The organism is Saccharibacillus sp. O23, from assembly GCF_002205895.1.
Taxonomy (GTDB): domain Bacteria; phylum Bacillota; class Bacilli; order Paenibacillales; family Paenibacillaceae; genus Saccharibacillus.
Genome location: NZ_NJDE01000009.1, coordinates 430804 through 443519 on the forward strand (window position 1 = coordinate 430804; position 12716 = coordinate 443519).

Sequence of the window (12716 nt, forward strand, 5' to 3'; positions counted from 1 at the left end):
CGAATCATGCTTACGGCCAATTCAGTGACGTTAGAAGGTGTTCGAACTGTTTAGAATGTTCGGCAATCGCAAATTATTCATCCTGCTGATCGTGCTCGTGCTGTTCATCGCCTTGATGGGCGTGACGCTCGGCGATCGGGTCGGCTTGACCTGGCCCGAGAAATTCGTCAAAGACACGGTAGGCTTCACGCAGCGCGTCGTGAACAAGCCGGCTTCCGCGGTGTCCGGTTTCTTCAAAGACATTTCGGAACTCGGCCAAGTGTACGACGAGAACGATCGTCTGCGGATCAAGGTGGCGCAGTTGGAACGGGATCTGGTGAATTATAATCAGATGAAAAATGACGTTGACGGATTAAAAGCTTCCCTCAATTTCACGAAAACTCAAACCGACAACTCGACGAAGCATTATCGATTCGCGCAAGTCGTTTCCGTCAACGAGGACGTTAACAACCCGACGGTCAATATCGACGTCGGTTCGAAGGACGGAGTCGAAGTGGGCATGGCGGTTACGAGCATCGACGGTATGGTCGGAGTGGTCAGCACGACGACCGATTATACGGCGACGGTGCAATTGATTACCTCGCTCAGCCTTACTTCGCCGGACAGCTACGCCATTTCGGCGACGGCCGACGGGAAGTCTGGAACTTTCGGAATCGTGGAAAGCTACGATCCCAAAGAAAAACGCCTGCTGATGACAGGAATCAAAAACGACGATCCGACCAAAATGATTAAATCCGGCGATATCATCGTCAGCTCGGGCAGCGGCGGCGTGTTCCCGGCAGGCATCGTATTGGGCAAAGTCATGGTGGTCGAACCGAGTCAATTCGGTCTGACTTCGACGGCCAAGATCCGGCCGACGGCCAGCTTCGTCGAATGGAAAGAGCTGTTCGTCGTCATCCCGGGACCCGATCCGAACGCAGCGACGGGAGACGGTACGCCATGACGTGGCGCAAACAGGTTCTCGTCCTGCTGCTGTTCGTGCTGTTCCTGTTCGAAGGCAGCGTGCTGCCGTGGTTCATGCCGGAGGCTTGGTCGGAGCATCTGATGCCGAACCTGATCTTCGTCTGCGTGCTGTTCGTCGCCGTGTATCGCCATCGTTACGCGGGAATGGTGTTGGGCGCGGTTTTCGGGATGCTGCACGACGTGGTGTATTACGGCGCGATGTTGGGTCCTTATTCGTTCACAATGGGCTTTACCGCTTACGTGCTGGGACTGATCTTCCAGCTTCCTAAAGCCCCGCTTCCGGTCATGCTCGGCGTCGTCATGATCGGCAGCTTCATGCTCGACAGCATGCTGTTCGGGATCTACACCGTGTTCGATTTCAACAACCAGCCTTACAACTGGGCGCTCATCCAATACATTATCCCCGATTTGCTGTTCCGGGTCGTGTTCGCGTTGATCGTCTACGTGCCGATTCGCCGGCAATTCGACAAGATGCCGCTGCGTCCGAAGAAAGAAGAGAACGAGTAAGCCCGCAGGCAACTTTTATCGGTTTCGTGCAGGAGAAAGGAACCTTCGTCGCGAAAGATTCAGTCGAAAGGGGAGCGGGGGAGATGTCCATTAAGCGCAAACTCATTACGATCAAGGGAATCAAGGACGGACTCGTATTCCGGTTGGACGAACGCTGCGACTTCGAAGAGCTGCTCGAAGAGTTGAAAGAGATGCTCGAGAACAGTCATCAGGCCATCTTGAGCGGACCGCTCGTCTCGATCGACGTTCGTTACGGCATCCGGGAACTGTCGGACGAGCAGAAGCTGCAAATCCTCGACGTGCTTCGCGGCAAACGGAATCTGCTCGTGCGTTCGATCGAAGGTGCCGCCAAAGCGGCCGACGCGCGGGAGAACGGAGTGCTGCGGACGCCGGTGACGACGATCAGCGGCATGGTCCGTTCCGGGCAGGTGCTCCGGCACGACGGCAATCTGCTGTTTCTGGGAGATGTCAATCCGGGAGGTTCCATCGTATGTACCGGCGATATCTACATTCTCGGAGCGCTGCGCGGAATGGCTCATGCCGGTTCGGAAGGCAGCGAGCTCGCGATCGTGGGCGCTTCTTATCTGGCGCCGACGCAGCTGCGGATCGCGGAAGTCATCAGCCGTCCGCCCGATAACGACGAAGAAGTCAGCTTCCATCCGCACGAGACGCAGATGGAATTCGCTTATCTTCAAGACGGGCAGATGCAGGTGGACAAGATGGCGAATATCGCCCGGCTGGGCCGGGATCTGAATGTGTTCAAAGGAGTGTAGAGAATGGGAGAGGCTATAGTCGTCACTTCGGGAAAAGGCGGCGTCGGCAAGACGACGACCACGGCCAATATCGGGACTGCGCTGGCGCTGCTCGGCAAAAAGGTCTGTCTGGTCGATACGGATATCGGCTTGCGGAATCTGGACGTCGTCATGGGGCTGGAAAACCGGATCATTTACGATATTTGCGACGTGGCCGACGGGCGCTGCCGCTTGCATCAAGCGCTGGTCAAAGATAAACGCTTCGACGAACTTTACATGCTGCCGGCCGCGCAGACCAAAGACAAAAACGCCGTGTCGCCGGATCAGATCCGCGACATCATTCTCGAATTGAAAAACGAGTTCCAATACGTGCTGATCGACTGCCCGGCAGGCATTGAACAAGGCTTCAAGAACGCGATCGCGGGCGCCGATCAAGCGATCGTCGTGACGACGCCGGAGAACGCGGCGGTGCGCGACGCCGATCGGGTCATCGGTCTGCTCGAAGGCTCGCATATCGGTTCGCCGAAGCTGGTGGTCAACCGGATTCGTCCGAACATGGTCAAAGCGGGCGAAATGCTCGACGTGGACGAAGTGCTTCAGGTGTTGAACATCGATCTGCTCGGCATCGTGCCGGACGACGAGATGGTCATCAAGGCGGCCAACACCGGCGAGCCGACCGTCATGAATCCGGATTCCAAGGCGTCGATCGCGTATCGAAACATTTCTCGCCGCATTCAAGGAGATACCGTACCTTTGATGCAGTTGGACGAGAAAAAAGGCCGGTTCAATCTGTTCCGGAAAATTTTCGGGGGCGGCAAATAAAGCCGTACCGCAAGGTTCTTCGCCGTTTTCGGCGAAGAGCCTTTTTCGTATGCCGAGCAAGCCGGCGAAACTTTTGAACGGCGAACCGCGTCTAGTGAGGTAGGCGCCGCGCGCTTCGCGGCATGCCGAATATGGAGATCAAAGTCCGCAAGAGGTGACGCATGAAACAACTGGTAGTGCATAGCGAAGCGGAATGGACCCAGACGGCGCTGCTCGAGAACGGGCGGTTGATCGAATTCGCGGCGGAACGCGTACGGGAGTACGGCGTGGCCGGAAGTTTTTATAAAGGAAGGATCGTCAACGTGCTGCCGGGCATGCAGGCCGCGTTCGTCGACATCGGACTCAAGAAAAACGCCTTTTTATATATCGACGACATGCTTCCGGCCCATCCGGACAAACCGTCCAAGCCCAAACCTTCGATCGAGCAGATCGCCCGCAAAGGTCAGCAAGTGCTTGTGCAGATCACGAAAGAACCGTTCGGCGGCAAAGGCGCGAGGGTTACGATGCATTATTCGCTGCCCGGCCGGTATATCGTTTATATGCCGGAAGCCGATTACGTCGCCGTTTCCAAAAAGGTCGAACCGGAAGCGGAGCGCGTTCGGCTCAAAAAGCTAGGCGAGCGCATGCGCCGCTCGGACGAAGGCTTGATCCTGCGCACGGTGGCAAGCAGCGAGCATGCGGAGGAGTTGGAAGAGGACCTCGAACGGCTGCGCGCGCAGTGGGAAAGCATTCGCCGCTCTGCCGAAACTTCGCAGGCTCCGGACGAGCTGTATCGCGATCTGGATCTGGCGCAGCGGATGATTCGGGACGTATTCGATCCGGCGGCCGACGAGTTGATCGTGGACGAGGCCGCGCAGCAGGAGAAGGCGTCCGCTTATCTGGAACGAATGATGCCGCAGGCGCGGCCGCGCGTTCGGCTGCACCGCGATTCGACGCCTTTGTTCGAAGCGTACTCGGTCGAGCGTCAACTGCACCGGGATTTCGGAAGAAAGATTTGGCTGCCGGGCGGCGGCTACCTGGTCTGGGATCAGACCGAAGCTTTGACCGTCGTGGACGTCAATACGGGCAAATTTACCGGAGCCGATCACAGCTTGGAGACGACGGTAACCGATGCCAATCTCGAAGCTGCGGCGGAGATCGCGCGGCTGCTGAGGCTTCGGGACGTAGGCGGAATCGTGATCGTGGATTTTATCGACATGCAGGAAGAACGCAACCGCGCTCGCGTGCTGAACCGCTTGGAAGAACAGTTGATTCGGGATCGGACGCAATCGCATATCGTCGGTTGGACGAAGCTCGGCCTGCTGGAGATGACGCGCAAGAAGGTCAGGGAAAGCGGAGCGGGATTGTTCTACGAAACGTGCGGGGCCTGCGAAGGAACGGGCCGAATCGCGATTCGCTGAACGTTGAAGTGGGCCGTTGACTTTTGCTCAAAGGCATGCTAAGATACTCTGGTATGTGTGCCGGTGTACTTCACTTTGCACAACATGCTGTAACCGCACAGGCCGGGTCGAAGCGATCCCTGCTAAGCAGAAGATCCACCCGAACCAGGCGAGTCTGAGACATGAGGAGGTGCAAGAAGATGTACGCAATTATCGAAACAGGTGGTAAACAGTACAAAGTCCAAGAGGGCGACGTTCTGTTCATCGAGAAGCTGGAAGCCGGCGACGGCGAAAGCGTAACGTTCGACCGTGTCCTGGCCGTTTCCAAAGAGGACGGACTGGCGATCGGTACTCCATTGGTATCCGGAGCAACCGTAACGGCGACTGTTGAAAAACACGGTAAAGGCCAAAAGGTTGTTGTATACAAATACAAACCTAAAAAGAACTATCACAAGAAACAAGGCCATCGCCAACCGTACACTAAAGTAACGATCGGCAAAATTCAAGCATAATTGAAGGTGATAACTTGGTTATCGTCCAAATCGTAAGATCACCGGACGGCAAAATCACCGGTTTTCAGGTTAAGGGTCATGCGGGTTACGCCGATCGCGGCGAGGATATCGTCTGTTCCGCCATTTCGGCCATCACGGTCGGAACGGTGAATTCGGTCGAGGTGCTCACGAAGACGGTGATGAAGACCCGGATGAAGAACGGTTTTCTAAGCGGAAGCCTTCCGCCGATGGAATCGGACGAACTCAGAGCCCAAGCCGAGCTGATTCTTGAATCGATGGTGGTTATGCTGAATACGATCGAAACTTCTTACCGTGAATATATTCGCATCGACGAGGTTACAAAATAAGCAAAGAAGGAGGTAGACCACTATGTTGAAATTGGATCTCCAGTTATTCGCTTCCAAAAAGGGTGTAGGTTCGACGAAAAACGGACGTGACAGCCACTCGAAGCGCCTTGGCGCTAAACGTGCGGACGGTCAAGCCGTACGCGGCGGCGGTATCATTTACCGTCAGCGCGGTACGAAGATTCACCCGGGAACGAACGTAGGTATTGGCAAAGACGACACTTTGTTTGCTCTGATCGACGGCGTCGTGAAATTCGAACGTCTGGGTCGTGACCGCAAAAAAGTCAGCGTCTACCCGGTACAAGTTGCTGACGTAGCAGCTTCCGTAGAGGCCTAAGACCTAACGGGTAATCAAGAAGCCTTCGGTATTCGTGCCGAAGGTCTTTTTTTATGGGAAGAGACGACCGGATTTTCGCAGGAACAGATGCACGACGAATTGCTTTTGCTTGGATTTTTGCCGTATTCTGGGTATACTCATGGTTAGTAAATCTTGATGGGGCGTAGGGCTGAAGAGGACGAAAACTATGATCAGAAACGGAGAGGGCCGATGAGAAGCTGGGGGAATCTATCCTTAATACTGCCGCTGTCTGCTGCATTTCCTTTGGTTCTGGCTTGGATTTTTCCGGGGATCGCCACGTTCGGTTTGCTGGCCGTTTGGTTGGCGGCGGTCTTTGTGCTGTTATCCCGGCACGAGAAAATGCGCAGAACGCGCGAGGTTGGAGAAGTCAGACAATCGATGCAGTCGTTTTTTCTCGGCGTGCTCAGTCATCAGCGGCACGATTGGATGAATGATCTTCAATTGATTTACGGTTACGCCAAAATGGGCAAATCCGAGCGCATCGAAGAGATCGTGACGCGCGTTAGCGAAAGCATGCATACGGAAAGCCGGATCGCGAAGCTCGGTCTGCCCGAGTTGGTCTTCTATTTGATGACGTTCAAAGGCGAGAATCGGGAGATCGCTTTGCATATCGAGGCGGACTCGGAGCTGCGTTACGACGGAAGTCTGGCTGTCCGCGAAGAAGAAGGATTGATTCGTGCCGTTCGCGCGGGGATGTCGGCTTATCGATATTCCGGACTGGCGGCTAATGTTTCGGCCCCGGCGCTGCGGATCGTGTTCGGCGAAGAGGGCGGGGAAGCGACTTTGTTCATCGAACCGGAAAATGATCCGGCAGCGGCATCGGTTCTGCATCAAGCGGTCGAAGAAGCTCTGGAATCTTGCGAATTGAGGGCGGAAGCGGCCGACGGAGGCACTTTGATCCGGTGGAGGCTTCCTGTTCGAACTTAAAATAGCCGTCCGCGCAACCTCGTCGATCGGATCGACGATGCCGAGCGTCGGGCGGATGTTATAGAAGAGGTGAATTCATGTTTGTAGATAAAGCGAAAATTTATGTCAAAGGCGGCGACGGCGGCGACGGCATCGTCTCGTTCCGGCGTGAGAAATACGTGCCGAACGGAGGTCCTGCAGGCGGCGACGGCGGCAAAGGCGGCAACGTCATTTTCCGCGTCGACGAAGGTCTGCGCACGTTGATGGACTTCCGTTACCAACGTCACTTCAAAGCGCAGCGCGGCGAAAAAGGCCGCAACAAGAGTCAACACGGCGCAAACGCCGAGCATATGGTCGTGCGTATTCCTCCGGGTACCGTGATCATCGACGACGACACGCAAGAAGTGCTGGCGGATATGACGCGCAACGGTCAAGAAATCATCGTCGCGCGCGGCGGACGCGGCGGACGCGGCAATATCCGTTTCGCTACGCCCAACAATCCGGCCCCGGAACTTGCGGAGAACGGCGAAGAAGGCCAAGAACGTTATATCGTGCTGGAGCTGAAAGTCATGGCGGACGTCGGTCTCGTCGGCTTCCCTAGCGTAGGCAAATCGACGCTCTTGTCCGTCGTTTCCGGAGCGACTCCGAAGATCGGCGCGTACCACTTCACCACGATCACGCCGAATCTGGGCGTAGTCGGCGTGGGAGAAGGCCGAAGCTTCGTGATGGCCGATCTTCCGGGACTGATCGAAGGCGCTCACGAAGGCGTAGGCTTGGGACACGAATTCCTGCGTCACGTCGAACGGACAAGAGTCATCATTCATGTCGTGGATATGTCCGGCTCCGAAGGACGCGATCCGTTCGAAGATTGGATGAAGATCAACGAAGAGATCAAGCTGTACAATGCGGAGTTGGAGAAGCGTCCTCAGATCGTGGCGGCCAACAAGATGGACATGCCGGACTCCGAAGAGAACCTGCGCGTGTTCAAAGAGAAGGTAGCCGAGGTCAACCCGGACATCGAGATTCTGCCGATCTCGTCGCTTACCCGTCAAGGCGTGCAGGAACTGATGTACCGCGCCGCCGATCTGCTCGATTCCATTCCGGAAGCTCCGGCGATCGAAGAAACGGCCGAGCAAAACGAACGCAAGATCTATCGCGCGGAAGAAGCCGAAGACGAGAGCTTCACGGTTCGCCGCGAGAACGAGATGTTCGTGGTGGAGAGCGCGAAGATCGAACGCATGATGAAACGGATGCAGTTGAATTCCCACGACGCGATCCTGAAGCTCGCCCGCACGCTGCGTTATATGGGCGTCGACGACGAGCTGCGCAAACGCGGCGCCAAAGACGGCACGATCGTGCGGATCGGCGATTTCGAGTTCGAATTCGTCGAAGGCAGCAGTTATTTCTAAAACGCAAATCGGAGCGAGCGATAAGCCGGCGTCCGTCGAATAGAAACAAGCAAGCGAGTGTCGAGTCCTGCGGGATCGGCGCTCGCTTTTTTTTGCGAACTCCCCGCCGAATCTCTTTTATCTGAACCGAAGGATCACGCGCCGTGTAACTTTTTTGCGTTAAAGGGTTGACGCTGAGTCGGTTTCTTCGTTATAATGTCCGCTATATGAAAACACTCGTCTTTAAGGAGAGGACTGCTTATGAAAGAACGTTATTATTTGGCCAGAGAAGACATTCTGCCCGAAGCCATTCTCAAAACTCTGCATGTCAAAGAGCTGTTGGCGGGCGGTCAGGCCAAGACGGTGAACGAAGCGGTAGCGATCGCGGGAATCAGCCGAAGTGCCTTTTACAAATACAAGGACGGCATTCATCAGGTCAATCAACTCGAACGCGAGCGGCTGGTGACGTTATCGCTGCTGCTCGAACATCGCGCCGGCATCTTGTTTAAAGTCCTGGGTCTGATCGCGGAGAGCGGCGGCAACGTGTTGACGATCAATCAAAGTATTCCGCTGCAAGGTACGGCAAATGTGGTATTATCGGTAGAAACGTCGCGTCTGCATGATGAACTCGGCCGTTTGACGGCGTCGCTCGAAGCGCTGGCGGGCGTAAGCCGGGTAGTCGTGATCGGACAAGGATAATCGACGAACGCGATAAGATGGGACAGGAAGCTTGAGAAACAGAGAGATGCGGAACGATTATTGCCAAGGCAAGGACCGCATAGGGACGGGGAGGAACGTGCACGTGAGCAGCAAACCGATAAAGGTAGGATTACTCGGTCTGGGGACGGTAGGTACGGGAGTCGTACGGATCGTGGACATGCATCAGGAAGATCTGAGCGGGCAAGTAGGTTCGCCGATCGTGATCGAGAAAATTTCCGTCAAAGATCGGGAAAAGGTACGCAATATTCCGATCGATCCGTCGAAGTTGACCGACGACCCGTGGGCCGTCATTCGCGATCCGGAGATCGACGTGATCGTGGAAGTGATGGGCGGCGTCGAACAGACGCGTACTTACGTTCTCGAAGCCTTGGCGCGCGGCAAACATATCGTCACCGCGAACAAGGACCTGATGGCGTTGTACGGCACGGAGATTCTGGCCAAAGCGCAGGAGATGAAATGCGACGTCTTCTACGAAGCCAGCGTCGCGGGCGGCATCCCGATCATCCGGACGCTGATCGAAGGCTTTTCTTCGGACCGGATCACCAAGATCGTAGGCATCGTCAACGGAACGACCAACTACATGCTGACCAAGATGAGCAAAGAAGGCGTCTCTTACGAGGCCGTGCTCAAAGAGGCGCAGCAGCTCGGCTATGCCGAGTCGGATCCGACTTCCGACGTCGAAGGTCTGGACGCGGCACGGAAGATGACCATTCTGGGGACTTTGGGATTCCGCACCAATGTAGAGCTGTCCGACGTCAAAGTCGAAGGCATCTCCGGCGTCAGCCAATCCGATATCGCCTATGCGAAGAATCTCGGTTACGAGATCAAGCTGCTGGGCATCGCCGAACGCGACGAAGACGCGATTTCGATCAGCGTTCAGCCGACGATGGTCAAGGTCTCGCATCCGATCGCTTCGGTCAACGGTGTCTACAACGCGGTATACGTGTACGGCGAAGCGGTCGGAGAAACGATGTTCTACGGAGCGGGCGCGGGCGAGATGCCGACGGCTACTTCGGTCGTCGCCGATCTGGTGTCGGTCATCAAGAATCTGCGACTGGGCGTGAACGGCTTGAAGCAGATCGCTCCGCATAAGCCGAAGAAGCTCAAGACCGACGCGGAAGTCATGTCCAAAAATTTCATTTTGCTGCATGTGGACGATAAAGCCGGCGTTCTTGCCCGGATCACGCAAATTTTCACCGAATACGAAGTCAGTCTCGCTTCGGTCGTGCAGCAGCCGAACGAGCTGAATCCGAACGCGGAGATCGTGATCGTTACGCACCAAGCCAGCCAAGAGAGCATCAAGAAGGTGCTGAACCGATTCGAAGAGCTTGAAGTGGTGCGGCGGATCGTCAGCGTCTATCGGGTAGAAGGGTAAAGCGCAAACGGAATCGGAAGGAGCAGGAACCTCATGAAGAACGAAAACGCCGGATCGGTACGCGTCAGAGTGCCGGCCAGCACGGCCAACCTCGGCCCGGGATTCGATACGCTCGGCATGTCGCTGTCCCTGTATATCTGGGTAGAAATGCGCCGCGCGGAACGAACGGTTGTCCATTTTGCGGGAGAGGGCTTTGAAGGCATCCCGGCGGATAAAGAAAATTTGATTTACAAAGTGGCCCAGCTCGTTTTCGACGCGGCCGGAGCGGACGTTCCGGAGCTGGAGATCGGCATGCGTTCGGACATTCCGCTTACGCGGGGACTGGGCAGCAGCGCTTCGGCGATCATCGCGGGACTGGTTGCGGCCAATGCTTTGATCGGGTCGCCATTGTCCAAAGACCGATTGTTCGATCTGGCCACGGGGTTGGAGCGGCATCCCGATAACGTTGGAGCTTCGCTGTTCGGCGGTATCGTCGCGGCGGCTTGGGACGGAGAACATGCGGATTACGTTCGTATCGAGCCGCCGCGGAAACTCAAAGTGCTCGCGCTGATCCCGGAGTTCGAATTGGCCACTTCGGCGGCGCGGGCCGTACTGCCTCAGCAGCTAAGCTTGCAGGACGCCGTGCATAATATCAGCCGTTCTTCGCTGCTGACCGCGGCCTTTGCTTCGGGGCGTCTGGACTTGCTGTCTTCAGCGATGCGCGATCGTCTGCATCAACCTTATCGAGCGGCGCTCGTGCCGGGGATGGAGACGATCCTTGAGCATGCTTCCGACTACGGGGCGCTGGGCGCCGCGCTCAGCGGAGCGGGACCGACGGTGTTGGCTCTCGTCGACCGCGACGGCGCGACGCACGGCGAGCTGGAGAACTTCATGCGGGATGTCATGCAGAAGAACGGCATCGCCGCTCGTACGTTGTGGTTAGAACCGGATCTTGAGGGTGCAGTCTGCGAGGCCGGCATTCACCCCGATCTTTTTCTGGAACGGATCAAAGGAGAAATTTCGTCATGAAACGTATTGCACTTCTGTCCGCCGGTTCCGTTTCTCATGAAGCGGTCGAATATCTGCTTCGAGGCGAGCCGGTCCAATTGATTCATTGCAAAGTAATCTCCGAAGTCTTTATGTCGGTGGTCCGAGGAGAAGCCGATTACGCGGTCATTCCTATCGAAAACACGATCGAAGGTTCCGTAAGTCTGCATATGGATTGGCTGGTCAACGAAGTCGACGTGCCGATGCAGGCCGAATGGGTATACCCGTCGATTCAGAATTTGGTCGGCCGCCGCGAAGAATTCATTGGCGAAGACGGGACGCTCGATTTCGGGAAAGTCGCCAAAGTTCTCTCGCACCCGGTTGCCATCGCGCAGTGCCGAACGTTCATCTCCGAACATCTTCGGCACGCCGACTTGGAGAACGCGAGCAGCACGGCCGAAGGAGCGGCTCAGGTCGCGGCGCATCCCGGAAACGGTTGGGCGGCCTTTTCCACTCGACTGGGCGCGCAGCGCTACGGACTCGACATACTGGCGGAACGGGTAACGGATCACGATAACAATTACACCCGTTTCGTGCTGATCGGTCCCGAAGCGCTCAAGGCGAACCGGTCAAGCGATCACGAGAAAACGAGCATGCAGGTCATTCTTCCCGAAGATTACGCCGGCGCGCTTCATCAGGTGTTGTCCGCTTTCGCTTGGAGAAGGCTGAATTTGTCGCGTATCGAATCCCGGCCGACGAAAAAGAAACTGGGCAATTATTACTTCTACATCGATGTTCTCGTGCCGGGCGATTCGATTCTTCTGCAAGCCGCAGTGGAAGAGATTCAAGCTTTGGGCTGCCAGGTCAGAATCCTAGGATCTTATCCTTGCTTTGATTACCAACAGGAGAAATCGGAGTCCGAGGCATAAACGGTCGTTAGGATGAATGAGCAAGAATCCGAAGAGAAGCGTCCGCGCTTCTCTTTTTGTATGATTGGCCGACCTTAAAAAGCCGTGATAAACGGAAATGTTGCATGACGTAAAAAATATTGGAGATAGGCTTGAAAACGAGAAGGGAGGGTGGTATACTAGAAATCTAGTCGAGCGAAGGCGCGACGGGCGTTCGAAAAAGCGAGCGAGTCAAAAAAGGAAATCGGATGAACGGTTCGAAAGGGCCTGAAAAAAAGATTTCAAAAAAGGCTTGCAAAACGAAAACGAACGTGCTAATATATAAGAGTTGCTGCTGCGAGAAACACTGAGCGGCGGAAACGAGAATTACCGAGTTTGTTCTTTGAAAACTGGATAACGAGTGAACAACGATGGCTTCGGTCATCGTGAGAATAAAAGGTTCTTGAGCAATCGAGAATCGCCACGTTTTAAACGAGCACATGGTGCTTTCTTGATAAGCCGGCCTTCGGGTCGCAACTTTAATGGAGAGTTTGATCCTGGCTCAGGACGAACGCTGGCGGCATGCCTAATACATGCAAGTCGAGCGGAGCTGACGAGAAGCTTGCTTCTCTGATACTTAGCGGCGGACGGGTGAGTAACACGTAGGCAACCTGCCTTTCAGACTGGGATAACTTCCGGAAACGGATGCTAATACCGGATACATCGATTCTTCGCATGAAGAGACGAGGAAAGACGGCGCAAGCTGTCACTGAGAGATGGGACGGCGGCGCACTAGACAGCTGGGGGGGTAATGAAACAACAAGGCGACTATGAGTA

14 protein-coding genes, 1 rRNA gene and 1 other annotated feature are annotated in these 12716 nt (G+C 55.6%); all 15 genes read left to right on the forward strand.

The window, feature by feature from the left end; genetic code table 11:
• Nucleotides 1-37 precede the first annotated feature (37 nt).
• Complete coding sequence (gene mreC, locus CDO73_RS13895; protein ID WP_088489104.1) at nucleotides 38-943, forward strand: rod shape-determining protein MreC; 906 nt, start codon at nucleotides 38-40, stop codon at nucleotides 941-943.
• Nucleotides 940-1470: a rod shape-determining protein MreD gene (mreD, locus tag CDO73_RS13900; RefSeq protein ID WP_088489105.1), complete on the forward strand. Its 531-nt coding sequence runs from the start codon at nucleotides 940-942 to the stop codon at nucleotides 1468-1470. The genes mreC and mreD overlap by 4 nt, the downstream gene beginning before the upstream one ends.
• Before the next feature lie 83 nt (nucleotides 1471-1553).
• Nucleotides 1554-2243, forward strand: coding sequence for a septum site-determining protein MinC (locus tag CDO73_RS13905; protein WP_088489106.1), 690 nt, complete (start codon nucleotides 1554-1556; stop codon nucleotides 2241-2243).
• A 3-nt stretch (nucleotides 2244-2246) separates the two neighbouring features.
• Nucleotides 2247-3044 (forward strand): septum site-determining protein MinD, encoded by a 798-nt coding sequence (gene minD, locus CDO73_RS13910; RefSeq protein ID WP_088489107.1) that lies wholly within the window; start codon nucleotides 2247-2249, stop codon nucleotides 3042-3044.
• A 161-nt stretch (nucleotides 3045-3205) separates the two neighbouring features.
• Nucleotides 3206-4444 carry an Rne/Rng family ribonuclease gene (locus CDO73_RS13915; RefSeq protein ID WP_088489108.1) on the forward strand — a complete coding sequence of 413 codons (1239 nt, stop codon included), beginning with the start codon at nucleotides 3206-3208 and terminating at the stop codon, nucleotides 4442-4444.
• Nucleotides 4445-4525: 81 nt separating this feature from the next.
• Nucleotides 4526-4610 (forward strand) — a sequence feature (ribosomal protein L21 leader region).
• Between the two features lie 13 nt (nucleotides 4611-4623).
• Nucleotides 4624-4935, forward strand: coding sequence for a 50S ribosomal protein L21 (gene rplU, locus CDO73_RS13920; RefSeq protein ID WP_087801012.1), 312 nt, complete (start codon nucleotides 4624-4626; stop codon nucleotides 4933-4935).
• Between the two features lie 14 nt (nucleotides 4936-4949).
• Nucleotides 4950-5282, forward strand: coding sequence for a ribosomal-processing cysteine protease Prp (locus CDO73_RS13925; RefSeq protein ID WP_088489109.1), 333 nt, complete (start codon nucleotides 4950-4952; stop codon nucleotides 5280-5282).
• Between the two features lie 22 nt (nucleotides 5283-5304).
• Nucleotides 5305-5616, forward strand: a complete 312-nt coding sequence (gene rpmA, locus CDO73_RS13930) for a 50S ribosomal protein L27 (RefSeq protein WP_087801010.1) — start codon at nucleotides 5305-5307, stop codon at nucleotides 5614-5616.
• Nucleotides 5617-5826: 210 nt separating this feature from the next.
• A complete protein-coding gene (locus CDO73_RS13935; protein ID WP_179218704.1) occupies nucleotides 5827-6564 on the forward strand; it encodes a Spo0B domain-containing protein in 738 nt (245 codons plus the stop codon).
• 77 nt (nucleotides 6565-6641) lie between these two features.
• Nucleotides 6642-7952, forward strand: coding sequence for a GTPase ObgE (gene obgE / locus CDO73_RS13940; RefSeq protein WP_088489111.1), 1311 nt, complete (start codon nucleotides 6642-6644; stop codon nucleotides 7950-7952).
• 240 nt (nucleotides 7953-8192) lie between these two features.
• The gene (locus CDO73_RS13945) at nucleotides 8193-8630 is read left to right on the forward strand and encodes an ACT domain-containing protein (protein WP_088489112.1); all 438 of its coding nucleotides are present in this window, start codon (nucleotides 8193-8195) and stop codon (nucleotides 8628-8630) included.
• A 103-nt stretch (nucleotides 8631-8733) separates the two neighbouring features.
• A complete protein-coding gene (locus tag CDO73_RS13950; protein ID WP_088489113.1) occupies nucleotides 8734-10026 on the forward strand; it encodes a homoserine dehydrogenase in 1293 nt (430 codons plus the stop codon).
• A 33-nt stretch (nucleotides 10027-10059) separates the two neighbouring features.
• On the forward strand, nucleotides 10060-11034 hold the full coding sequence (thrB, locus tag CDO73_RS13955; RefSeq protein WP_088489114.1) for a homoserine kinase: 975 nt from the start codon (nucleotides 10060-10062) through the stop codon (nucleotides 11032-11034).
• A complete protein-coding gene (gene pheA, locus CDO73_RS13960) occupies nucleotides 11031-11921 on the forward strand; it encodes a prephenate dehydratase (RefSeq protein ID WP_088489115.1) in 891 nt (296 codons plus the stop codon). The genes thrB and pheA overlap by 4 nt, the downstream gene beginning before the upstream one ends.
• A 497-nt stretch (nucleotides 11922-12418) precedes the next feature.
• A 16S ribosomal RNA gene (locus CDO73_RS13965) occupies nucleotides 12419-12716 on the forward strand; the annotation flags it as partial.